The following is a 23911-nucleotide window of genomic DNA, read 5'->3' as shown; positions in this document are numbered from 1 at the left end:
TAGCTAATGATAAAAGCCCTACAGGGGATGTAGGGCAAGACTAAGGGTATTGAAGAATTGTCGATTCTAAAAGTAAAGGACTTCTTGGAATGTTATAAGTTTAACATAAAATCTATTAAAACATTATATAAAGATGTTACGAAATTATGAATATAAAAAAACAAAGATAAAAATTATGAAAAAAGTTGATAATCCATAGGAGCCAAAAGGGATTATGTTTGTAATAGCGTTTTTACAGAGTGAATAAGACAAGCTCTTGCTTTTCGTAATATTCGGTAATCTAATAGGGGCCCCACCTAATAGACTGGTTCCAAAGTATTACGATGCCTGAAAGCATCAAAAAAGCCCGTACAGAAGCACAGGCCAGTTGTTACACATATCGGTAACTAAATTTTAACAGATTGTTAGGTAGTTATCTATTAAAAATGAAAAAACGCTCGATGGCAACGAGCGTTGTAGAGAAAATATTCCCTAAAATTAGCTACATATATTATAACATACGTTTTCTCTCAGTAAATAAGGAGGAATGAAATATGATTGAAAATCCAATTACTTACGGTAATCATCATGACTCATCAGCAAGAGACTTTATTGAAGAATGTGAAGGTTGCAATGGAGAAATATACTTCGGTGAAAGTTACTTAGATTTTGGTGGTGATTACTTACACGCAGAAACAGAGTGCATTACGCAATATGTAATGTCTCATTCTACAGAGAAAGTGGCAGGTGAATAAGGTGGGACTACAAACCAAAATTGAAGCTGAAATTCAAATTTTAATGAATTTGGTTGAACGATATAAGCAAAGCAAAGAGCCTAACGCTGCATCAATGGTTGTAGCTTACGAATATGGATTACAAGCACTTATGCAAGTGTATGAAGCTAGTAAACAAACGGAAATAGCACCATTTTAAAAAGGGGAAATTCATATGACAACTGAAAATTACTTTTCTAAATTAGCTTAAATAGATTGCACGGAACATGTTGAAAAGAAGGGGCGTTTTAACTACTTATCATGGGCAGTTAAAAAGTAGATCCAACAGCAATATGGGAAGTAAAACGATTTAATGGAGGGCCTTACCTCAAAACAGATTGTGGTTACTTTGTAGGGGGGAATTAACTGTACAAGAAAATCACTAAGTCAAAGTCATCCACTATTAAACAATCAAAACAAGCGATTGCAGAGCGTAACAGCTTTGACATTAACACAAGTATCCAGCGGTGCTTAGTAAAAGCAATTGCAATTCACGGATTAGGTTTATAAATCTATGCGAGTGAAGATTTACTAGAAATCCAAGAGGAAATAATTAATGCCCAACAAGTTAGTGCAATTAAATTAAACATAAAAAAATTAGCTACTCGTCGAAAAGTAGATGAAGACATGATTAAAGGACAATTAAGTATTAAAGAAATTGTCGAATTGACATTAAAACAAGCAGAAGAAGTACTTAAGAAATCAACAAAGTGGGTTAAAGGCAACATAGCGGTATGCGAAAGGGCGAATGCGTGATGTTTAAGATACCTGTAAGGCGTGGGTCTATGAAGGAGATGTTAATAGCAGTTCGTGATTTAGAAAAACGAGGTTATGACTATGTAACGCCAATTAAACGAATATATAGGGCAGAAAGAACCTTTTATCATGAAGGTAAGTTCAGAGGGAGAGAAAAGGTTCGGTTTACTGGCATGGAGGACAATGTGAGTTATGAGTGTTGGATGAAGAAAGTGAACTAAATGAGCAAATTACTTATACATTAACAACCATTAATCGTTTTATTAGGATTAATAAAACAGTTGTATTAAATGAAGCGATATTTTACAACAAGTTCATTATTGGTAAATAAATTAAAGAATTTCAATGAAGGCTATAACAGTTACGATGAATGGCTTAAGCAATTTCCTTTATGGTCTTCTGCTACATTACGAAGGATAATAAACAAACTTGAGAAGCAAGGGTTACTTATAAAAAGGAATTACAACAAGTTAAAAATAGATCAAACAAAATAGTAAGGTTCAATCTACTATATTTACAACAAACCTTACAGGAGTGTGTTTAGAGGGTGCTTATGATGAACGGATTGTATCGCGGATTCTCAATAACTTCAGAACGATTACTTTCAAAGAAACAAAGTATTACAGAAGAAAGACATTATCAGTTTTAAAGGGGGAATTAAAATGTGTGCATGTAACGGAACGGGAATAATTAAGAACGATATGGGTAATGGCTGCTTTCAATTTGTACCTTGTATTTGCGAAGCGGGGAATCGCAGTCCTGAAGAAGTGGATAGAAGACGTCATGCTGTTATGGCGGAGCTAAGGGAAATTCATCAATTATAACTGGAGGGGAAATGGGATGCCACGACTTGGAACGGATTTGGAAAAGGAGAATTACATAATGGCGTTGCAACAGGAAAGGTACATGAAGAAATCGCGTCGTAACTTATATATCGCTTTAGAAGAATTAGACTTAGTGTTTGATGAAAGTGAAGTGATTCAATTAAGAAAAATGTGGGATGAGGATAAAGGTATTCTCGAAATAGCAAAAGAGCTAGGAAGGCATCAACTAGAAATCGCCGCATTAATCATGGATCAGGCAGATAAGAACAAAATCAAATCGCGCCCAATGGGGTTAGGAGCATGAAACAACTAACACTAGAGGATGTAGTCGGAAGTTTTGATTATACTGCAACAAGTACAGCGGATAAGTTTTTGAAACGTAATAGCATTATGACGTATTCAGTAGAGTTTTACGATAAAGACGAGAAATGGAAGCTCCGTTGGTTTGACGCGAAGTCCGAGGGCGCAGCTATAGAAATGGCTAAAAAGAAATACGGGAACATACAAATCATTACCACCCATATTTCAGATAGAACTTTAGAGGAGATTATGAATTTGGATTAGGAGGCATAGCGCCATGATGATAAATAGATGGCTAGAAAAGGAAGATTATCAAGCAGCCGAGAAGAACGGCATTGGCTATAACATGTTATATCGTAGGGTGTATCAAATGGGATGGGATGTTGGTAAGGCAATTAATACACCGCCTCGGAAATATCAATTTAGGGAACAAAAGTGGTTAAGAATAGCATTAGAAAATGGGGTTAAAAAGAAAACATTTTTAACTCGTGTTTATAAAGGGATGTCACCAGAGGAAGCAGCAAAAAAGCCTGTAAAGAAATTAAGAGCAACAATGGAAGATATGGTCAATTTAGCTGAAGAGAACGGTATTTCATATAGCACATTTAGTAAAAGAGTATTAAAAGGAGGATGGAGTCCACAAAGGGCAGCAACTACACCTATAAGGAGACCTAAGAAGAAAAGTAGCTAGGAGGCAACATGGACAGGAAACAAATCTATATCGATGTTTTACTACAAAAAGGAATTTATAAAGAGGAAAAGACTGGTCGACAACTTTATGAGATGACTGAACAAGAGTTGTGGAATCTAATTAAAGGAGTGTATCAAGAATGATGGAAATACAACATGATGTTTACAAAGTGACTCAATTATTAATCAAAGCAAAGGGAGGTAATTGACACTCCCACGGCTAAAGCCACAAGCTGACTAATGTCAGTGGGATTTTTACTACCAAAGGCGAAGTCTATTTCTAGTATCGCTGACGTGCAAGATTGCGGTGTGCCATCAACACTCCCTATCCAGTGCATATAGCAGATACGGCACTCATTCTCTATTACCAAACGAGTCAGATTGTGAGTTCTCAAATGTGTTTTAGCGTCTTGTGCTTGACGACTCAATACATTTTACGGAGTAGAAGAATTTGTTACTTCAACCTCCTATGTATTCTGTTTTCAGAGAACAAGATTGTTTTAGAGACTTTTATTTGCCTATTATGAAAATGATACCAATTCAAATTCTTGATGTAGAGAACGTACCTTCGGTGTTTTATTTGTACATCGCATTTGACCTCACTCTCATCCCATTCCTAAAGTGGGTGCTATCGCACCGTAGTGGGGTTTCCTGTTCGGAAAATCTATAAAAGATGTGGAGTTACCAAGATATGCAAAGTCTGGTGGTGCTGGTTTTGATTTTGTAGCAGCAGAGGACACGATTATATGGCCGGGCCATACAAAGGTTGTACAAATGGGATTAGCTTTGGAGATTCCACCAGGATATGAATTGCAGCTAAGCCCGCGTAGTGGTAAGACGCGTAATTCTTGGAACTGAAGATAGTGTACTTGTTGATTACATTGAATTCCCTAAAGAGCCTAGCATGCAAGCTAATGTAATTGAAAGAGGGAATCTGGTCTTCGAATCAACGGAGGGTGAAATAAAAAAGGCTAGGATTTGCTCCTAGCAAAGAATTATGTCGTACAGAAAGGTAAAAACCTAATGTTTGCAATTTCATTATATAACGTTTCTGGGGTGGAAGGCTTAAATCATAGCAATCTTTACGTAACTTTTACATGTGATTGAAGTATTTGATAACACAGACATGGATTTATTAGAAATTGAAATTATTAAAGGGATTTCTGCATATGGAAATCCTAAATGTAGTGTATGCGGTAAAGAAATCTTAATGGTGCCGAGTTACGTAGCTATTGATTTAGATGAAGATACTACCTACTAGGAATAGAGCTCCTAGCAAAATTAAAGAATCAACTAAAATTAAGAACTGGTTTTTCTGTGGTTTTCGAAATTCCCTTATTAAGCTAAAAACGACACTCATTCCGAAACAAATATATAACAAAATCATTATTGTTCCTGACATACTTAACACTCCTAATATATTGATAATTTAATTATATATCGAAAAGTACGTGTGTGTAAATTTTTAACAAAAAACTTATTGGAATAAAAAAATGGCTCTTACTATTACGTAAGAACCCCATAACCGAAGAAAAAAAGTCGTATGTGAAACCATGCAGGAATCACAATAATATTTTAACATTTAAATATATAGTTGTCTATACATCGAATTGAAAAAAATATTTATTTAAACGAAGGAGCCCTAGATTTAGGGATCTAGAGCTTCTTGTGTAGGTATAATTCACACAATTTATGAAAAGAAAAGAACATACTGAAGATAACATATAAATGTTTCATAAATGTATCAAAAAAGTGAAAAAATAGTTATTTGAATAGAAAATGACAGCTAGAATATTAAGATTGTATCAGCTGTCACTAAAATAAAAATTTATTTTTATTAGTAGGTTTTTAGTTGATATTTTTACTTCTTGTAGAAGAAATTGTACCAAATATTACTCCTGACATTGCTCCGATTAAAGTCATAAAAATTGCACTCCATGCTGCAAATGACATAACTACACCTCCTAAAAATAACTTATTGTAACTATTTAAAGCTATTGTTTCTTAGTCTTTTTAATAGAAATGATGATTGCAACAACTGTTAAGAAAATAAGAGGAGACCACGAAAAGAAAGACATGTAGTATTCTCCTTTCGATAATAATTATAAACATTGTATAAAGCAATTATTACATGTTTATAAATTTGATATACCAAATATGTAATATTGCATATTGAATTGTAGGACGTGGGGAAGTAAAGACGATAGTCGAACCAAAACACCATTTTAATAGAGAACATTTAACAGGACCCGATTAGGGGGACGGGTCCTGTTAATGGAACGATAGATTTTTACGATATTACCAATAGATTACCATAAAAGGTAATTGAATTCCATCGGTTGGGTGTTGAGAAAGCTTTTTATAAATGCCTTATTTTACATAACAAGGCAGCTAGCTAAAGTAGCTAATTGCTCGGTTGTACAATTTTAGAAGTTTCACTGGATACAGCTATATGTTGTACAAAAGTTACAACTATATCATAAACAAATATTAAAATATTATATATGAAAGAAAAATAAATAAAAATTTCATTTTGTTTATTTTAAAGCCAAAAAAGAGCACTTTATTAAGTGCTCTCGTGACGAGATCCATTTTGTGAAGACTACTTTATTTTATAAAGAAAGGAACACAGAATATTATATGCGTTTCTTGTTAATTGAGTGTATTTTTACAGACAAAGAGCAGCCAGCAAAAGCTAACTGCTCGGTTCTCCAAGGGGGAACAAGGAGAAAATCTAATGTCATATAAAGTATTGACGGAATATTGGGTTTTATTCACGAGAGATTATATTCCGAAATTTGGATTATAATAGTCGATATTCTCCATATTGACCAGAAAAGAACTAAAAGTTCTAGTGAAATTCCAAGTGTTCTTTTCTTAGTTTTTTGAGATTCTTTTATCAAATAGCCAACAGCACTAATTGCTATAAGAATAAAAAGAATAAGTTCTAGTGTAACTGGCATTTTATCTGCTCCTAAACAAATTATTTCGTATATAATAATTATAAGATATTTATTGATCATTAGTAGTAAACATTTGAAAAAAATAATCCTTTTGTCATAAACAAAAAGGCAGTTGTTTCCGGAACCACCTTTCAGTAAAATAAAGCACTTTTTCAGGAATAAAATATGGCTGATTCTTGAAAAGATTATAGGGTTTAATCCCATTTTTATAATTCAAGTGACGAACTTAATTTTAAGAAAGGCATGACTACATTATATGATAGCTTGTCAATAATGCTCACGACTAAAAGAGCAGTTAGTAAAAGTTAACTGCTCCATACAAGGAGATACAAAGAAAATTACTTCAAATGAGTTTTGACATACAGCCTACATATAGTATTGACGGAAAAATTATTTTAAATCCAAGTTACTTAAAGTAAACATTCCTACAGATACAATGGCTGCACCTACTGAAGAACCTAGCCAATCTCTCCAACTTAATGTATTTAAAGGTGTATCTGTTAGATCTATAATTAAGAAGATAGCAAATATTAATACACCAAATGCTAAGCATCCCCAAGAAGTTTGTAAGGATTTAATTATCTTCTTCCGGAATTTGTTCATATAAATCATCCTTACTAATATTTTGTATTTTTATAAATAAATTATTGCATATATGGAAATTGAAAGTAAAGAGTATACAATATTACATATTTAAACTTAACGAACTAATTATTTTTATAGACAGTGAGGAATAACAATACGATTTAACAGCAGAAGAGATTACTGGAAAATTAAGCGCATAAGTAATCAAAAGCATCCATAACGGGTGCTTTTTTCTTTGTTATATAGAAATTACACATTAAGCATACATGTATACGCATTGTTACGATACGCTAAGGAATAGTAATAAAAATATGAGACCAATAAAACCGTATAAAAACCAAAAGAATCCTAAGACGGGAAATATTTTATGGAAATTAAGCATGGTAAACCTCCTTGGAGATATAAAGAATTATAATATATCGTTGGTCTATATAGAAGGAAAAACATAAATTGGTACATATTAAACGAGGGGTAGAATAAAATGGACATTTGGATTAAAGGATTCTATATAAATAGGTAGAATCTAATTATTTAGTTCACATTTTAATCCAAGGGGTACAAATTCGATGCGACGTGAAAAGGATTTGTTGAAACAATGGAAGGCAGATTTGCAAGTTATTCAAAAAGAGAAGAGACTGAAGAAGAAGGCTAAGAAAAAAAATAAGAAATATAGCATTCCGGGTAATACAGCTGACTTCATGGATGGCAAGAATACTTATCGTAAAGAGAATGGGGTATGGAAACAAAGGAATAAATAAAGTCAGGATAAATAAGTTTGATTAAGTTTATAGCAATTATCGTAGGCGCTTGCCGTAATCTGGGTGGCGTCTTGTTTGTTGTTAAGGAAAGATTAGGGATCAGATAGACTTGCAAATTGAAATATTATTAGTCTGAAACATAGACTAGTAAACAAACCATTTCTAACTTTTAATCATAGAATATGATGAATTCAATTTTTAGAGGAGGGAATCATATCTATGGGATGGAATAATAATTTTGGACATTCTCGAGATTGTAATAGATTTTGGGATGATTTAGTATTTTGTGGATGCGGTCGTAGACGCAGAAGAAACGATTTTAACAACTGTCATTGTAGACGTGACTGCGATTGTGATGAGTGTCGTCGTAGACGTGATCATGAACGCGATCGTAATCATGATCACGGTGACCATCGAGAGTGGTAAATTCTTTTGAAGGAGTGCATATCTTAATCGCACTCTTTTTTATTATGTTTTTATCATTTTAGCCAAGAAGACTCCTTCCTCAAGGAGCGTGAAGGGTCACAGCCGAGTGAGTAGGTGGGAGATGAATTGGCTTCGAACAAGGGATGGCAGGAAGCCATCTTAATTGTTCGACTTACAGAAAGTTTTACTCCACTACCTATCGAATGTACGTTTGGTATATAATAGTCATATACTGAAATGGAGGTGAATTAAATGATAATTAATAAAGCCTTTAAGTTTCGTATCTATCCAAATCAAGCACAAGCAATTCTAATTAACAAAACGATAGGTTGTTCTCGCTTTGTATTCAATCATTTCCTATCCCTATGGGATCACGTATACAAAGAGACTGGAAAAGGTTTAACATATGGTACATGCTCTGCCAAACTTCCTGCCATGAAGAAAGAGTTTGTTTGGCTCAAAGAAGTGGATAGTATTGCGATTCAGTCGTCTGTTCGCAACCTTGCGGATGCATATACACGATTTTTCAAAAAACAAAATAGTGCCCCGCGTTTCAAATCCAAGAAGAATAACGTACAATCTTACACCACAAAACAAACAAATGAAAACATTGCCGTTGTAGGGAACAAAATAAAGTTGCCGAAACTAGGCCTTGTTCGATTTGCCAAAAGCCGCGAAGTAAAGGGACGTATTGTAAATGCGACTGTTAGACGAAACCCTTCTGGCAGATATTTTGTGTCACTATTAGTTGAAACAGAAGTACAAGAACTTCCGAAAACACATTCTTACATTGGAATAGATGTAGGACTAAAAGATTTCGCTATTTTGTCAGATGGTAAACCCTATAAAAATCCGAAGTTTTTTCGATTATTAGAAGATAAGGTGGCGAAAGCGCAGCGTGTTCTTTCTAGAAGAATGAAAGGATCTTCTCGCTGGAATAAACAACGAGTAAAGGTAGCTAGAATTCATGAATACATATCAAATGCTAGGAAAGATTACTTGCACAAAATCTCAACTGAAATCATCAAAAATCACGATGTTATCGGTATAGAGGATTTGCAAGTATCGAATATGTTAAAGAATCATAAGTTAGCAAAAGCAATTAGTGAGGTATCATGGTCACAATTTCGAACAATGTTGGAATATAAAGCAAAATGGTATGGAAAACAAGTCATTGTCGTATCGAAAACATTTCCTTCCAGCCAATTATGTTCTTGTTGTGGATATCAAAATAAAGACGTTAAAAATCTAAACCTACGTGAATGGGACTGTCCTTCTTGTCGTACACACCATGATAGGGATATTAACGCAAGTATCAATATAAAGAATGAAGCGATAAGGCTTCTAACCGCAAGGACTGCGGGATTAGCCTAATCAATTAGAGTTCGATAGAACTCTTTACTTAGGAATCCCTCACTTCTAAACAAAGTGAAAGTGGGGGTAGTTCAACTCTCTATGATTATCTCAGTATTGTTGTCATATTTTTGGTTGACATAAAGGCGGATGAAGGCATTTTCTTTAAGAGGTTTATTTCCAGGTTTTACACTTCCAAATGTAACTGTTTTTTCTATCCCATCCTTATTATAAGTAGATAAAGTATAGAATCGTTGGTTCCCTTTTATCTCACCGTTGTTTGTTATCTGTACATAATATTGTTCGGTTCCCATTCTATTTATAGTAGGTGATCTTTCGCATCCAATAGCAAAACTAGAAAATAGTGCGAGTAATACAGATATAACTAATGATTTTTTCATATAACACTCTCCTTGTTTGTGTATATGGAAAATTATAGTAAAGAGTTTATAGTGGAAAAATTGATTTTAGTGACATTAATATTACAAAACTTTAAGGAGTAGCTCATTAAGGATTTTTAATAAAATAGTTATTGTATTGAACAAAAAAACATGCACAAAAATTGTACATGTACAGTAAAAAACTATGTCTTGTCTAAGTAAATATATGCTTGGCTTATACAAACTGTGAGTCGTTTTTCATTAAGGAAGATGTTAGAGAAGATTAGAATAAAAATTTTATTTTGTATTAAGTTGGAATATAAAAAGAGCACTTAGTAAAGTGCTCTCGTGACGAGTCTCATTTTATAACGACTATTTTATAAAGAAAGGAACTCAGAATATTATATGTGCGCCAGTCAATTGAGTACCTTGTACAAATAAAGAGCAGCTAGCAAAAGCTAACTGCTCAGGTAATGGAATATGGTTCGAAATGGGTTGTTTACAGTATTGACGGAATATTGAGTTTTATTCAGGGGCAGAAATAGTATATGTACAAACTGTAGGCTGAATTAAATAAAAAATAACAGAGTTGCAACGTAGCAAGATAAAACTGAAATAATAGAAAACATGGTTTTAAGTTTTCGGCGTTCTTTTTCATCCTCCGTGGCAAACAAAATATATTTTCGTATTCCAAATACGAATAGCCAAATGGCAAAGGTTAATCCGAACATTCCAACAAAGAAATGAAGATTTGGGAATGAAGTAGAGGTAGTAGCGGATAAAAGTACAGTTTTAATAGATAAATAAGAAAATGTTGTTAAAAGAGAACAATATATGATAGCAATAATCCATTTTTTCATAATAGTTACCTCCTTTTATGAAATAGTAAATTTATGTAAATGAAAATATTATATCATGAAGCACGTTTATTGTATGTAATGGAGACAACTGAACAAAATACTCCTTTTAATAGAAAGTGAGGAGTAACAACGGGACTAGGAAACCGTGGGATTGCATTTGGAATGCTTATCAATCTAGCGAATGAAAAAAATGTATCAAAGAGGGGGAGTGGTGCTTATAAGTAAGCGCCCGGCTCCTGTGAAGGTATTAAATAAAGGTGGCCGTGTACTAAATGAATTTTATGAAGCTAAAAGTACAGTAGACTATGACGGTGTGTATAAGCGAGCTATCGCATTTGAAGCGAAGTCTACAGAGAAAGATACACGTTTTGATTTGAAGAACATTGCACAGCATCAATTGGATTACCTGGAGAAAGCGGAGAAGATGGGAGCAATTTGTTTCTTCCTTATGTTGAAGAAGCAGTAGCACCAGCTATGTTTGATGGAATGATTCAATTTGATCAGGACCATAAGAAATTAGTAAATAGCATTGAAGCAGCAAAAGAGAAGATGGCTAATAAGAAACACAAATTATTAAAGGCCTAATGGATAACGGAACCATACAGAGTGGTGGGGGCTACTCGCGTTATACGTTTCGAAAAGGCACCTATTTAGGTGCTTTTTTGTTTGCATCTTTCGAGATGGACGAGCATATATTGGAATGTGTGGATGGAAACCACTTTATATATCAGAGCACCTATCAATTATGGGTGTTCTTTTATTATGTGAAAATTTTATAAGTTGTGTGAGAGTTGAAAAATAGTATATTATCTTTCTCAATGTACATATTAAGAAAAGTTTTTAATATCATACATAAAAGGCGGGATAATATGAGTGAAAATAAGAAAAATGAAGAATTGAATAAGATAAAGAAGTATTATTTTAATGAGGACAATCAACCAGTAGCTGGTATAGAGTTAATTTTGCCGCCGGATATAGGAATCATGTTAGACCCTAAATCAGTTAATGATGAAAGTAGAGATATTGATAATGAATAAGTTTAATTTAAGCATCCATTCGGGTGCTTTTTTCTTTGTTGTATAGAAATTACACATTAACCCCCTTTAATACATGACTTAGGCATAGTTGGGAATGAGAATATCATATAATGACACTGAACGGTTTCCAACATGTTCCCCTATATTTTTTCAAGGGAGAGCACTTATTGGGGGAGTGCTCTCTTTCGTTTGTACATAAGGAGGCTTTTATCATATAATATCAGGTCAATATAAATACACCGTTATTCACTTAAAGAGCTCTATAAATAGGTATAGAGCTTTTTTATTGCACATAAGGAATTCCCAAACATACAATATCGAGTCAATGCCAACCAACTTATTCCTTTTCCGAGAGCTATATATATTCCGCTATAAAGCTCTTTTAGGTTGCGCCATTAGAACGGGCAAGGCATTGTCGTATATTTTATACTCAGAAGCTTAGGGCACTTTATAGTGTTCTTTTTTTATTGAACAAAATGGACATTTAAAAATAAGGAGATGATCCATATGGTAACTATGGCACGAAGAAAAAGTGGAGCTTGTTCAAAAAGGATGCAAAAAATACGCACCCGTGGCGGCGCGAATGAGAATTATGATTGGCAGTGTAATTATATTCAGCAATATTATAGATATTCCTCATGTATTTGCTGATGGTTAAAATCCGGATGTGAATGAGGTATTTAAAGATGTCCAATCAAACGACGGAAAGATAAAGAATTATATAGAGGGCCAATTATACAATCGTATTGTAAATGCGTTTGAACCGGTTATATTCTTAATTAAAGTGGTGTCATACCCAATAGCATCCGTTGTAGCGTTATGTGGTAGTTTGTTCATTATGGTTGGTAGTCAGGAGCGAGGATTCAGTCTAATTTCAAGGGCAGGTATCGGTTATAAAGTGGTGCAAATGATTCCGTTATTTATGAGATTGCTAAGGCTATTTAGTCCTACTTAATGTAGGACTTTTTCATATGATAATAACCATCTATTGTTATTATCAGACAACATATCTTAACTCAACATTCGCAATAAATAGTTTTATGTTTCTAAAATTGTAATATATTTACATAAATGAAAATCAAAAGTATGATGAAGGTGCAAGCTATAAAACTATTAAAGGGGGATTTTTTATGTTAAAGAAACTAGCAATTGGAGCATTAGCGACTGGGGTCATGTTATCTGGAGCTGGCGGTGTGATGGCGGCAGAAAACACACCAACTTTAAGTAAGGAAAAGGTTGCAGACTTAAATACTTTAAGTACGGCGTATACTACTGTTAATGTCTATGGGAGCACTGTTGAGTTTGCTGTAAAAGGCTTAGAAAATCCATTCACTTCAACGTATTATCAAAAAATAGCTTGGACAAATAGCTATTCGAATCCAAATAATTATAATACATTAGCAGTAGCATATCCACAAAGCGGGAATGGTTATCAGGCATATGGATATGAATCATTAAATAATGTTAAACAAAAAATAGGCTCTGGTCAGACTGTCTATGGTTTCGCCCTAGCAAATAACGGAACCTGGTATCCGGCTGGACAAGCTATAATTAACTATTAAAATTTAAAATAAAAAGGAGTCCTAGTGGGCTCTTTTTTTACTTTTAGGAATTTCTTAACCATCATGGAATACTGTTTACAATATGCAAATATGCATATTGTATTTATTTGGGTTTTTTTGTATGTTAAAATTATATATAAATATTTTTATATATAAAAAACCTTAAATCAAAAATATCCAATGGGTTTTGAGAGGTGTTATATGTTTACAAATAAGAAATTAATTCGAATTGGTCTAACAATATTTGTATTTTTATGTATAATTGATTTTTCAATCGGTTATTTTCAATCATATCTTGCATCAACAGCAGATATTAAATGGACAATGCCAGAAATGTGGGAAACTATTTTGATAGATGCTCCTCGAGGTATACTTGTTCTTTTAGGTGCAATCGCTTTGTATGATTTCACAAAACAGACATAAAAAAAAGATGCATCAATCTAATCATGTCTTTCTTCAATTAAAAATTTCATGATAGTAATCTTAAAAAAAGCCCTGATCAGGGCTTTTTTTCTTGTTACTGATAATGAGACACTATATCTGACTTACATAAATACCCTATTTGTTCAAATCAATCCTTGCTGATGGTACAATTAAAGCCATGGAGGGGAATTATGGGGATTTATTATGTAATACCACTACTTCTTATAAACGGCACTGCGTTATTCTTATTTTTCTTGTCTGTTTCACCAAAAATTAAGACTAAAAACCTATCATCGATAATGGTCTGTTTAGGGATAAATCTAATCACAAGTCCAGCGGCTTTTCTTATAGGTGGGATATCTGATTATGCAGGTGTGGCGGCTAATTATGGGGCTTATTTTGCGGGTGAGTCGTGTGCTTTATTTTTCGGGAGGATTTCTCTTCATTCAGGGAATACCACTCCTTATACTAATTGTGGCTTTGTGGAAGGTTGCAAGAGCAAAGAAAATAAATTAAGTATAGAAGTACATGATGAAAGGGTGGATTCCTTTTTAGAGGAGGGATCCGTTTTTTTCTTGCTATCGATTATAATGCGTTATGTTAAATAGAATTGTATAGAGCATTCATTTATTTTTCTTTTATAGATCAATTCATAATATAATATAGAAAATATTTCTTTGTTTCGTCGATTAAGGAGGGAATTTAATATTGGAACAAGAAAAGATTGATATTTTAGCTGAAACCTTATTATTGGAGGTTATAACACAAAAAGTTGAAATGATAGAGCAGCTGCCCATTATGCTAAAAGGTATTGACTATTTAAATGGTTGGGCAGAAGTCATTTCAAAAACAACAGAATGTGAAATTTTTGAATCAGATGCACCCAGTGTAATGAATTTTTTTACCGTAGGAGAAAAAGTTTTAATTGAGCTAGAGATGCCATGTCTTATATCAACATGGCAGAATAGAGAACAACTTCTGAGAATTACAACTACTGTGAAAGCAAAATGCTTAGTTTCTCATGCAGAAGTATTTGATTGGAACAATATGAATAAAATAGAATTGTTAAATTGCCAAAAAGATGTGCAATTTGTAGAGTTAAACTATATAGATACTGAATGTGATGATATTCGTGCTTATTGAATTAGACAAAACAATAAATTCTAGTTTTTGACGTATTTAGTAATTCATGTACTTTTTCTGCAGACTTAGAATTAGCTAATATCTTATCCATAGATTTTAATAAATCTGAAATCCGTATAATTAGAACAACATTTTCCATGTACTTAAAACCTCCTAAAGTGTTCTTTAAAAATTTCACGTACTATATGTTTAATATATTTTTATACACCAAATAATCAAGGGCATACTGTCTCTGAAAGGACGTAAATATCGTTTAGAATCTCACATGTAATTACATAAAATATAATCATAATATCCATATATGATTTTCTGTGTAGGGTTTTCTTTTCAAATATTTGAATTGTCTCGAAATAATAGGAACGATTTGTACATTTTTTAAAGTGTAAATCCAGTTAATTGATAGTTGATTTATTTTTATACAGCCAAATAGCTACATCAAATTGTATTAATTTTTTGATTATTAAAAATTTCGTAGTAGGAGTTTGATAATTATAATTTATAAGAAGTAAATATGAAAAAGTTAGAGAATTATCTTAGTTATTAAATAGATTCTGCCTATACTTTAAGTAGAGCCCAACTTATTAAATTTAAATAGTTTATATGTTCATATATAGAATTTTCAAGGGGGTAAATTGTAAATGATTCCAACGTCAACATATGTAGCTAAATGGGTATTAGATGACTTAACACTTGCATCAAGACCAAATCAGGGGATCAAACTAAGTACATTTAAAAAGTTAGAAAAACTTTATGTAGAATACAGAGAAATGATTGAGGGAGATACTAGTTTTGAAATTACACATTATCTGCTAGAGTTTATCAATCCACATAATCTTTTTGTAGTAAGAGATGGTTACTATATATTTGATAATAAAACGATGAAATTTATTAAAGTATCAGACGATATTCATTTTTTAAATCAAAACTTAGCGTATTGTAATAATGGAGTTGCAGTGGATTTAATAAACGGAAAAATGCATTTTTTAGAAGGGCATTATTATAAAGTTAAGACCTCATATGTTGATTTATTAAAAGGAGAAACTATCCCTGTAATGGTACTAAGTCATTTAGATAATAATGTTGGAGTGTCAGTTCCTCTGACAATGTTTAATGAGGAAAGAACTTTTAAAATTTCAGAGAGTTATATAGTGGATCTTGCCTCAAAGAATTGTAACAATGAGAGTGAATTTAGTAAAAAGGGAAACGTAATACGATTCCTAAAACCTTCTATTGTGTAGTTAAGTATATATGTTAATTAAATTCATAATGAATTTAAGAGGGTAAAAAAATTGTCTTTTGAAATGTATACAGCTTTTCGAGGTAAAGTAATTATAAAGGATTGGTGGAATTAATAAATACAGGAAGCTGGGAAGAAGCAGCGTTAAAGTTTCCATTTGTTAAAGAATATATAAAAGTTAATCGTAGTACAGACATTCCATTTACAAAGGAACAGATAAATGAAGCATTAGCAGAAGATGATTTTCTATATATGAGGTGGCACGTAGGAAACTGGGAAGAAGAGAATGACTATTATACAAATTTAAAAGGTAATGAATGGTCATTTATAGCCAATTTAAAGAATTATAGAGATACAGAATATAATGTGACACCTATTTCATTATTTATGAATTTGATATTAAAAGAAGTAGCAGAACATATTATAAAGATGGAAGCTTGGTATGGTGAAGCTGATGAACCAGAAGAATATGTTTTTATTAATAATGAATTTATAAAGAAGTTGTAGCAGTAATGAATTATTGCTGCTTTTTTATTTCTAAATACACTAAAATTATTGTTGTTGGATTTATGTATATTCACTTATAATAGAATATGGTAAATTTTACACTGCAATAATAAAGATTTTTATTATACAAGAGCTGGGAGCAGCTCTTTTTATTTTGTTCAGGGGGAGTGTGAAAGAAAGAAGTTTATGTTAGTCGCGAAGTTAAATGATCTAATAGAAAATAAAAAATTAGAATTAGTAGAACTGGTAAATAAACATGGCTTTAGTCATACGAAAGTCCTCCATTTAAGTCAGGAAATTGATAAATTAATTAATAAATATATGATTATAAAAAAAGGAACCCTATAATAGTAGGGTTCAAAGGGAACAGATACATAAAATAAATAATGAGAATAATTTAATTATATAAGAAAATTGATACCGTAATATTGAGAAAGTGTAAAACCTTAATTAATTATTTTCGTTTGCAAAGTGATGTGATTACTATTTTAAAATTAAGAATAAATTTAATAGAGAGAGCTGTTTAACGAATTAAGTTAACAGAGTACAATATAGTTAGTAAACAAAGAGCGGAACATTTTGTTAATGAATTAATCAAAAAAGATTAAATGCATCTTACTGCTAGATCTTGATTTGGCAAAAAATTCCGCTTCATTTCCTCCATCTACAAAACCACCAATATTTCTGAAAACCCCACATTCACCAGGTCCTAAATATCGTACGCCTACATAATCATTATAGCTATCAGGATCGTACTCCCATAATTCAACTTTTAACTTACTAGTTGAACCTACTTCAGCAGCTCGGCAAATCTTGTAATCTCCACCAGTCGAGGCATATACATAACTTTCAGCACCATTTGAATATAGCGTTTCTTCTCCTAAGTAATCCCATCCAGAACTAAAAGGCTCAATTGTGTTTGCAAACGTAGAAGAAGGGACCAACATTACTAACAACGTCGTTACGAATGCCATCATACTCATTTTTAATTTTTTCATTCTTATTTCTCCCTATTTTTAATTGAAATTTATTGTTCTTCACATAATACATAAAATATTTTGTTTTGTTGCAAATAAATGAATGCTTTAAATGTAGCTTTGAAATAAAGTTTGATCAAAAATACCTCGCAATCCAAAGTTTTACGATAAATAAAAAGAATCCATTTTGAAAAAGATTGATCAAAATGGATTCTTCCCCAGCAGATTTAAGTTTGGTTTTTATAAAAAAGTTTGACCATTTCTACCTATGTTGTTCAACAATCGCGCCCGTTTGTGAAATTGGCAAAAGCAGTCTAATTATCGAATAGTCCTCTTCCTCTCAGATTTGCGGAAACAGGCTCCTTTCCTATTTCACGTGCCCATATAGATAACTGGCCAATATGGTGGATTTCGTGGACAATGACATGACGTATGATCTCTCCGTGTGTACATTCAATAACTCGGCGCCTGATTGGTGCGTCTCTAGAGCTAATCAGTTCTTCATTGAAATCAGTTTCTGAAAGTTTCCGAGAATCCATTTCATTTGTCCAAGATGTCACAAATGGCTTCACTTTCTCATGGTATTGAGCTGAAAGATTTTTCACTTTTTGTAAGCTGGCATAACCCTCAAACAATGGCTCCTCAGGCACTGGTTCACCTCGCAAACCTAAGATCCACATATATTCCACATCTACAATGTGAAATAGGGTATGTAGTATACTGCCGAACCCACCGACCCGTTTCTTTAATAGTTCTTCATCTGGTATGCCTTCGCACAATGTAAACCAATCATCACGAACTTGCCAGTTATATTGAAACAGTTTCAACATTACAACAACCTCTATCTTTTATAGATTTAATATTTAATTTTCACCAAAAGACTTCAAAATCCTTTTTTAAATAATAGCTCTAAAAAATCTGTTAAAATCCTCCACAAACTGGCCCTTTAGTTGAGTAACTTTATTGCTACTCAACGGTTCCTTAATTCGCCTTTCAGCTCAAATCTTCTTTTCACTTTTTACTATAAAAACACCCCTTTAGATAAACAGATCCAAAGGAGCAAAACATCGCACCTTTTTTATAAACGTCGCGACTTTATTCAAAACATCGCGTCTTTTTTATAAACAGTTAATCTTTATTTCAAATCAATATTAAAATAATGTTGTTTGAAAACACTTCTATCCATATGTTAGGGGTAACTCCACATTGCTATTCAGCTAATAGGGGTCTCGCGCGATCGAGCTAAGGTTTTCAATTACCCTCTAAACGAAAAATTAATTTCTCTATAGTTGTTAATTTTAGGGAATTAGTCTTTTTTGTTTTTGAGGTGTTGACTTTTCTTAAGTTGATAGGCATGTGGCAGTACCCCTTATAGGCAAAGGTTTTGACCCTTATTTTAATGGTGGTTGTTGTATATTGATAATAAAGTCATTTAAAAACAAAAATAAATCTCTTATTATAATTTTGTTAATTTTTACCGAGCGGAAAAATAAAGTTAAAAGTGATGTAAAATGAATTCTTAGATTCGAATAAATAGGAGAAGTTCTAATAAACGAAAAAGAAATTGAAGAATTATTTGAAGGCGTAACCCCAACATTTCGGGAATTTTGTACGGTAAGTAGTCAAAACTATAAAATTTGATTGTAATATGTTCGCTTAAGCCATTACCAAAAAGATATTAACCAGTAATCATCGGCACTTTGTTTTTGGTAATGAGTTTTGGTGACAGCGAAAGAAGCCAGTGAGAAATGGGGCATTTCAGATCGTCGGATACAGCTTTTATGTAAGTAGGCAGGATTATAGGTGAATATCGCTCGGCTGGACATGGGCTATTCCAGAGAATACCGTAAAATTTGTTGATGGACGAATGAAATAAATCTTAAAACTACAGGGAAAATACAGATTGCTGTGTTATCCTTTTTTCGGAGGTATACATTTATGGATATACGAATACTGCTTGTCGAGGACGATGAGCATATTTGCAATGCAGTAAAAGTCTTTTTATCTGGAGCGGGATATAAGGTGGATGCCTGTTTTAACGGGGATGAAGCGCATACCAAGTTTTATGATAACCCCTATCAGCTTGTCATTCTTGACATCTTGCTGCCCGGAATGAACGGTCATGAGCTTTTAAGGGAGTTCCGTAAGCTGAATAATACGCCAGTTCTGATGATGACTGCTCTTTCCGATGATGAGAATCAAATCAGAGCGTTTGATGCGGAAGCGGACGATTATGTGACTAAGCCGTTCAAGATTCAGCTATTGCTGAAACGTGTGGAGGCGCTGCTCCGTCGCAGCGGTGCGGTAGCAAAGGAAATTCACTATGGCAAGCTGACTCTTTTGCCGGAAGATTTCAAGGTTTTTTATGACGACGAAGAATTACTTTTGACCCTTAAAGAGTTTGAAATCTTAATGCTACTGGTGCAAAAAAACGGAAAAACACTATCTCATGAAGTTATTTTGTCCCGCGTGTGGGGCTACGATTTTGACGGTGATGGTAGCACCGTGCATACTCACATTAAAAACCTACGGGCGAAGCTACCGGATAATATCATCAAAACAGTACGCGGAGTGGGCTACCGATTGGAGGAAACTTCATGAAAAAGAATGGGATATTTGTTAAGACTTTTGCCTATACGATAGTTGCTATGCTGTTGATTGTTTTAGTAACTGCCGCATTGTTTTCAAGTCAATTTTTAACACTGTACAGAGCAGTTGAAAGGGAACAAATAGTAGTGTCCTATCAGCCTTTGGTCAATAGAGTAAAAAATAGTGATTATAACGATATTCCCGCAGCAGCGCAAAGGTTTCGTGATAACAACCAATCATTTGAGTTTTGCATTATAGATGATAATCGTGGCGTGATTTACGCTACGCCGGGTGCTGATACCACGGATAATTTCAATGGTGACTTTTACTATGTGGTGCATAATGATAAAGCCCTCGGTTATTCTGTCGTCGCCCAGACCAGACCGGGATTAACTGCCTTTTACAATGAAATAATTGTGCAGGCATTGGTCGCGTTTGCCATTATACTCGCCCTCTGCCTTGTGTGCGCGTATGTTTTTGCACGGCAGATAACCAACCCAATTAAGCGACTGGCCGATGACGCCGGGAAAATGACAAGGCTTGAAGATGTATCGCAAAGCCTGCCTATACGCCGGGATGAATTAGGCGATTTGTCGCGTGACATTTACTTTATGTACGATAAATTGAAAGATACCATTTCCAGGTTAGAAAATGAAATCCTGCGGGTAAGGGAAATGGAGGAAGCACAGCGATATTTCTTTTCGGCGGCTTCACATGAGTTAAAAACGCCTATCGCGGCAACAAGTATCTTACTGGAGGGTATGCTCGAAAATGTAGGTGATTACAAAGATCATCCCAAATACCTGCGCGAATGCGTGAAGATGATGGAGGCGCAGGACGATGTGGTTTCCGGGATACTGGAGATTGTCAACCTGAGCGATGGGAAAATCTCTCAAGATCCTGAAAAACTGAAAGTTAGGCAATTAGTGGCTGACATACTGCCTGACTTTCAGATATTAGCTGAAGCAAACGGTCAGTGCATTGTTATGGACATTCCTGACGGACAAAACTGCCTTGTCGATTCTAAAATGCTTCAAAAGGCACTTTCCAATATCATTTTGAACGCAGTACAGAATACGCCTATAGGCGGTGAAATTAGGATATGGAGCGAGCCTGCGGCTATACAATATCGCCTTTGTATACTAAACACTGATGCAAGGATAGACGCTACAGTTTTGCCTAAGTTATTTGACCCATTTTACCGTATGGATAAAGTGCGGGGGCGGAAAAGTGGGCGCAACGGTTTAGGCTTGACCATCGTGCGAAAAACGTTGGAAGTAATGAACATTGAATATGCTTTGGAAAACGTTCCGGATGGCGTTCTATTTTGGATGGATTTGCCAAAGGCATAAATAACACAAGGAGAAAAATAATGAAATCAGAAAACCGAAATAAACTTACAATTGCATTGTTTGTAATATATATGCTGCTGTTGACAGGCGTCATTCTCTTCAAATTACCGTTTTTTTCTTCTGAAATATCAGACGGGATACGAGTAATCAATCTGATTCCATTTCAGGGGTCTTTCGATGACAGCGGAACTATTGATTTTAGAGAAATAAGAGGTAATATACTTATTTTTATCCCTTTAGGTATATATATTTGTATACTAAAAAGCAAATGGCCTTTTATGAAGAAAGTTCTTCCAATTGTTGCTTTGACATTGGCGTTTGAAGCTATACAATTCATTTTCGCAATAGGAAGAAGCGATATTACTGATGTACTTGACAATACGCTTGGAGGGGTAATCGGCATTGGTATTTATGCTTTATTGTTCAAGATTTTCAAAAATAGGACTGTTAAGGTTGTAAATATACTTGCCTTGGTAGTAACTGTATTCGTAGTATTATATTTCGCCTATCTGTTTTATCTCAGCCATTTTGTTATGAGGCGTCTGCACCCCTAATGTTAGCAACCAAGCTTTATCACTTTGATCGACAGGGTTATTCCTGCCGGTCTTTTTTGATTTTCTCCGCTACAGACAAACTACAGGTTGACTACAGGGAAAATACAAATTGCTTTGCCATAATAGGAGCATGACAAACGTAAATGTCTATTTTACGCCATACATAGAATGATTACCGCAATGAAAATGAAAAAACTAATCGCACTCGCTTTAGCACTTTTTCTCGTACTATTATTTCAACCAACTTGCTGGTTGATTGAAATAGGGATATTTGATTAACTTTATTGTCATTGGATCCTGCCATATTCCAACCACCTATACTCCCAAAAATGAAAATCCGAGCTGTATTCCGCAAATAAGTCTTTAAAATTATCATTTTGGGGTATTTATTTTTCTTAGCTTGATAGCAATGTGGCGAGACCCCTGTTAGAGCAAATAAAAATACGTAAATTAAATAGTTTTATTAAAAATCAATTGAATTTCATTAATTGAAAGAGAAGAAAACACTACAATTTTTTAAATTCATGTATAAGACATACCCAATTACTAACCTGTAATTTCCAATGAAATCCATTGCAATGTAGTAAGATAGGATGTAACATTTATCAGTATTTAAAAAGTCTAACATTGTTTAAATGAATTCAATGAGTAGTTAAGAGGAGAATACAATGAATAAAATAAATAGGCTAATGAAACGTAAAACGACTTGGATAATTCTTTTCCTATTCGCATTTATTTATGTAAATAACAGTTCTTTTTTTGCTAAAAGGGACGAGGGGGCTCCTATACTTCTTGCTCACCGAGGACTTTCCCAAACATTTAGCATGGAAGAGATTGAGAGTGATACATGTACAGCAGAACGTATAAATAAACCTGAACACTCTTATTTAGAAAATACAATTCCATCTATGGAAGCTGCATTTAAAGCTGGAGCTGATCTAGTAGAGTTTGATGTTCAACCAACTAAAGATAATAATTTTGTTATTTTTCATGATTGGACGCTTGATTGCCGTACTAATGGTAAAGGTGTTACAAGAGATTTTACAACAAAAGAATTACAAGCACTTGATATTGGTTACGGGTATACAGCTGATGGGGGTAAAACATTCCCATTCCGTGGCAATGGGACTAATTTTATGCCAACACTTGATGAAGTACTTAACCATTTTCCGGATCGTTCTTTCCTTATTCATATTAAGAGTGATGATGAAAATGAAGGAATCCAATTAGCTGCTTATCTTAAGAAACTACCAGCAAAACGCCTTGAGCAACTAACTGTATATGGTGGTGATAAACCAATTGCTGCGATTGAGGAGCGTATCCCTAGTTTACGAACAATGTCAAAAGCAACTATGAAAAAGGATCTTCTTACTTATATTGCGTTAGGGTGGACTGGTTACATGCCATCAAGTCTGAAGCATGGAGAGTTACATATTCCAGACAAAGTAGCTCCTTGGCTTTGGGGATGGCCGAATCGTTTTCTTAATAGAATGGATAAAGCAGATACTCGCGTTATCATTGTAGGTGGAAATGGATTTGGATTTTCAAGTGGATTTGACTCATTCGAAGATATAAAACGTATTCCTGAAGATTATACAGGTGGAATTTGGACAAATCGGATCGATAAAATAGCACCTTTATTTAAGAATAAGTGATGATATAATACTCGAAGTATTCATATGCTGAAAGAATTAATTTATGCTCCTAGAATTGTTTTGTAGAAATAAATCTTTAACAAAAAAGATGAATTTGTGATATATTTTTAAAGTAGTGCACAAGTGCAAAATCACAAAAAAGATCACCTATGAAATTTTGTAGGTGGTCTTTTCATATTCATTAAATAAACTTTAGATTCAATTAGTACAGTTGATTTTTACGTATCT

General features: G+C 33.7%; 27 protein-coding genes and 8 pseudogenes. 29 read left to right on the top strand and 6 right to left on the bottom strand.

Annotation, left to right across the window (positions count from 1 at the left end; translation table 11 throughout):
- The first annotated feature begins 533 nt into the window (after positions 1-533).
- The 12 genes and pseudogenes from ACTFRY_RS28005 (at position 534) to ACTFRY_RS27950 (ending at position 4583) form a co-directional block, all read left to right on the top strand.
- On the top strand, positions 534-734 hold the full coding sequence (locus ACTFRY_RS28005) for a hypothetical protein (protein ID WP_000572097.1): 201 nt from the start codon (positions 534-536) through the stop codon (positions 732-734).
- Between the two features lies 1 nt (position 735).
- Positions 736-912, top strand: a complete 177-nt coding sequence (locus tag ACTFRY_RS28000) for a hypothetical protein (RefSeq protein ID WP_000524193.1) — start codon at positions 736-738, stop codon at positions 910-912.
- Positions 913-963: 51 nt separating this feature from the next.
- Positions 964-1508 (top strand): annotated as a pseudogene (locus ACTFRY_RS27995) (Sak single strand annealing protein).
- The gene (locus ACTFRY_RS27990) at positions 1508-1729 is read left to right on the top strand and encodes a hypothetical protein (protein ID WP_000472844.1); all 222 of its coding nucleotides are present in this window, start codon (positions 1508-1510) and stop codon (positions 1727-1729) included. Before ACTFRY_RS27995 ends, ACTFRY_RS27990 begins: the two are co-directional and overlap by 1 nt.
- Positions 1730-2009: 280 nt before the next feature.
- Positions 2010-2198, top strand: a pseudogene (locus ACTFRY_RS27985) (hypothetical protein); the annotation flags it as partial.
- Positions 2171-2434 (top strand): annotated as a pseudogene (locus tag ACTFRY_RS27980) (hypothetical protein). The pseudogenes ACTFRY_RS27985 and ACTFRY_RS27980, both read left to right, overlap by 28 nt.
- The gene (locus tag ACTFRY_RS27975) at positions 2349-2636 is read left to right on the top strand and encodes a hypothetical protein (protein ID WP_031313036.1); all 288 of its coding nucleotides are present in this window, start codon (positions 2349-2351) and stop codon (positions 2634-2636) included. Before ACTFRY_RS27980 ends, ACTFRY_RS27975 begins: the two are co-directional and overlap by 86 nt.
- Entirely contained in the window at positions 2633-2896 is a 264-nt protein-coding gene (locus tag ACTFRY_RS27970) for a hypothetical protein (RefSeq protein ID WP_000811968.1), read from the top strand. The genes ACTFRY_RS27975 and ACTFRY_RS27970 overlap by 4 nt, the downstream gene beginning before the upstream one ends.
- A 13-nt stretch (positions 2897-2909) precedes the next feature.
- A complete protein-coding gene (locus tag ACTFRY_RS27965) occupies positions 2910-3323 on the top strand; it encodes a hypothetical protein (RefSeq protein WP_000973344.1) in 414 nt (137 codons plus the stop codon).
- Positions 3324-3331: 8 nt separating this feature from the next.
- Positions 3332-3466: a Fur-regulated basic protein FbpA gene (locus tag ACTFRY_RS27960; protein ID WP_000375383.1), complete on the top strand. Its 135-nt coding sequence runs from the start codon at positions 3332-3334 to the stop codon at positions 3464-3466.
- A gap of 507 nt (positions 3467-3973) precedes the next feature.
- Positions 3974-4262 (top strand): annotated as a pseudogene (locus ACTFRY_RS27955) (dUTP diphosphatase); the annotation flags it as partial.
- Between the two features lie 159 nt (positions 4263-4421).
- Positions 4422-4583, top strand: a complete 162-nt coding sequence (locus ACTFRY_RS27950) for a hypothetical protein (protein ID WP_017658163.1) — start codon at positions 4422-4424, stop codon at positions 4581-4583.
- A gap of 1513 nt (positions 4584-6096) precedes the next feature.
- Here the strand turns inward: ACTFRY_RS27950 and ACTFRY_RS27945 are convergent.
- On the bottom strand, positions 6097-6285 hold the full coding sequence (locus tag ACTFRY_RS27945) for a hypothetical protein (protein WP_001145518.1): 189 nt from the start codon (positions 6283-6285) through the stop codon (positions 6097-6099).
- Positions 6286-6675: 390 nt separating this feature from the next.
- Positions 6676-6888, bottom strand: a complete 213-nt coding sequence (locus ACTFRY_RS27940; protein WP_001032093.1) for a hypothetical protein — start codon at positions 6886-6888, stop codon at positions 6676-6678.
- Positions 6889-7436: 548 nt separating this feature from the next.
- Here ACTFRY_RS27940 and ACTFRY_RS27935 point away from each other — a divergent pair.
- The 3 genes from ACTFRY_RS27935 to tnpB all read left to right on the top strand — a co-directional run bounded on the left by ACTFRY_RS27935 (position 7437) and on the right by tnpB (position 9428).
- Positions 7437-7628 (top strand): hypothetical protein, encoded by a 192-nt coding sequence (locus ACTFRY_RS27935; protein WP_001250605.1) that lies wholly within the window; start codon positions 7437-7439, stop codon positions 7626-7628.
- A gap of 219 nt (positions 7629-7847) precedes the next feature.
- Positions 7848-8054 (top strand): hypothetical protein, encoded by a 207-nt coding sequence (locus ACTFRY_RS27930; protein ID WP_002094308.1) that lies wholly within the window; start codon positions 7848-7850, stop codon positions 8052-8054.
- Positions 8055-8306: 252 nt separating this feature from the next.
- Positions 8307-9428 carry an IS200/IS605 family element RNA-guided endonuclease TnpB gene (gene tnpB / locus ACTFRY_RS27925; protein WP_000586182.1) on the top strand — a complete coding sequence of 374 codons (1122 nt, stop codon included), beginning with the start codon at positions 8307-8309 and terminating at the stop codon, positions 9426-9428.
- A gap of 71 nt (positions 9429-9499) precedes the next feature.
- Here the strand turns inward: tnpB and ACTFRY_RS27920 are convergent, their stop codons facing one another.
- Together ACTFRY_RS27920 and ACTFRY_RS27915 are read right to left on the bottom strand one after the other, a co-directional pair.
- Positions 9500-9808 carry a DUF1093 domain-containing protein gene (locus tag ACTFRY_RS27920; protein WP_025118345.1) on the bottom strand — a complete coding sequence of 103 codons (309 nt, stop codon included), beginning with the start codon at positions 9806-9808 and terminating at the stop codon, positions 9500-9502.
- Positions 9809-10356: 548 nt separating this feature from the next.
- Positions 10357-10647: a hypothetical protein gene (locus ACTFRY_RS27915; RefSeq protein ID WP_098616337.1), complete on the bottom strand. Its 291-nt coding sequence runs from the start codon at positions 10645-10647 to the stop codon at positions 10357-10359.
- A 162-nt stretch (positions 10648-10809) separates the two neighbouring features.
- Here ACTFRY_RS27915 and ACTFRY_RS27910 point away from each other — a divergent pair.
- The 10 genes and pseudogenes from ACTFRY_RS27910 to ACTFRY_RS27865 all read left to right on the top strand — a co-directional run bounded on the left by ACTFRY_RS27910 (position 10810) and on the right by ACTFRY_RS27865 (position 16904).
- Positions 10810-11232 (top strand): annotated as a pseudogene (locus ACTFRY_RS27910) (Holliday junction resolvase RecU).
- Between the two features lie 284 nt (positions 11233-11516).
- On the top strand, positions 11517-11684 hold the full coding sequence (locus ACTFRY_RS27905; RefSeq protein WP_001293569.1) for a hypothetical protein: 168 nt from the start codon (positions 11517-11519) through the stop codon (positions 11682-11684).
- Positions 11685-12193: 509 nt separating this feature from the next.
- Positions 12194-12639 (top strand): annotated as a pseudogene (locus ACTFRY_RS27900) (hypothetical protein); the annotation flags it as partial.
- Between the two features lie 175 nt (positions 12640-12814).
- The gene (locus ACTFRY_RS27895; RefSeq protein ID WP_000914195.1) at positions 12815-13246 is read left to right on the top strand and encodes a hypothetical protein; all 432 of its coding nucleotides are present in this window, start codon (positions 12815-12817) and stop codon (positions 13244-13246) included.
- A 180-nt stretch (positions 13247-13426) separates the two neighbouring features.
- Positions 13427-13669, top strand: a complete 243-nt coding sequence (locus ACTFRY_RS27890) for a DUF3937 family protein (RefSeq protein ID WP_098616336.1) — start codon at positions 13427-13429, stop codon at positions 13667-13669.
- 191 nt (positions 13670-13860) lie between these two features.
- A pseudogene (locus tag ACTFRY_RS27885) lies at positions 13861-14185 on the top strand (hypothetical protein).
- Between the two features lie 192 nt (positions 14186-14377).
- Positions 14378-14812, top strand: coding sequence for a hypothetical protein (locus tag ACTFRY_RS27880; protein WP_071732324.1), 435 nt, complete (start codon positions 14378-14380; stop codon positions 14810-14812).
- 638 nt (positions 14813-15450) lie between these two features.
- Positions 15451-16050, top strand: coding sequence for a hypothetical protein (locus tag ACTFRY_RS27875; RefSeq protein WP_097863253.1), 600 nt, complete (start codon positions 15451-15453; stop codon positions 16048-16050).
- 63 nt (positions 16051-16113) lie between these two features.
- Positions 16114-16556, top strand: a pseudogene (locus ACTFRY_RS27870) (hypothetical protein).
- Between the two features lie 186 nt (positions 16557-16742).
- Entirely contained in the window at positions 16743-16904 is a 162-nt protein-coding gene (locus tag ACTFRY_RS27865) for an aspartyl-phosphate phosphatase Spo0E family protein (RefSeq protein WP_074593997.1), read from the top strand.
- Positions 16905-17146: 242 nt separating this feature from the next.
- Here ACTFRY_RS27865 and ACTFRY_RS27860 read toward each other — a convergent pair whose 3' ends face one another.
- Entirely contained in the window at positions 17147-17554 is a 408-nt protein-coding gene (locus tag ACTFRY_RS27860) for a hypothetical protein (protein ID WP_000734339.1), read from the bottom strand.
- A gap of 293 nt (positions 17555-17847) precedes the next feature.
- Positions 17848-18363 carry a DinB family protein gene (locus tag ACTFRY_RS27855; protein WP_098616335.1) on the bottom strand — a complete coding sequence of 172 codons (516 nt, stop codon included), beginning with the start codon at positions 18361-18363 and terminating at the stop codon, positions 17848-17850.
- A gap of 1108 nt (positions 18364-19471) precedes the next feature.
- Between ACTFRY_RS27855 and ACTFRY_RS27850 the strand changes: the two genes are divergently transcribed.
- From ACTFRY_RS27850 to ACTFRY_RS27835, 4 genes are all read left to right on the top strand, one after another.
- A complete protein-coding gene (locus tag ACTFRY_RS27850) occupies positions 19472-20134 on the top strand; it encodes a response regulator transcription factor (protein ID WP_074593996.1) in 663 nt (220 codons plus the stop codon).
- Positions 20131-21474, top strand: coding sequence for a HAMP domain-containing sensor histidine kinase (locus ACTFRY_RS27845; RefSeq protein ID WP_098616334.1), 1344 nt, complete (start codon positions 20131-20133; stop codon positions 21472-21474). The genes ACTFRY_RS27850 and ACTFRY_RS27845 overlap by 4 nt, the downstream gene beginning before the upstream one ends.
- A gap of 20 nt (positions 21475-21494) precedes the next feature.
- Entirely contained in the window at positions 21495-22028 is a 534-nt protein-coding gene (locus ACTFRY_RS27840) for a VanZ family protein (protein ID WP_000834367.1), read from the top strand.
- Between the two features lie 668 nt (positions 22029-22696).
- Positions 22697-23683: a glycerophosphodiester phosphodiesterase family protein gene (locus tag ACTFRY_RS27835; protein WP_240853394.1), complete on the top strand. Its 987-nt coding sequence runs from the start codon at positions 22697-22699 to the stop codon at positions 23681-23683.
- Positions 23684-23911: the final 228 nt, after the last annotated feature.

The sequence above is a fragment of the Bacillus cereus group sp. MYBK195-1 genome (assembly GCF_051916605.1).
Lineage (GTDB): Bacteria > Bacillota > Bacilli > Bacillales > Bacillaceae_G > Bacillus_A > Bacillus_A cereus.
This window is presented reverse-complemented; position numbering and strand designations above follow the sequence as displayed.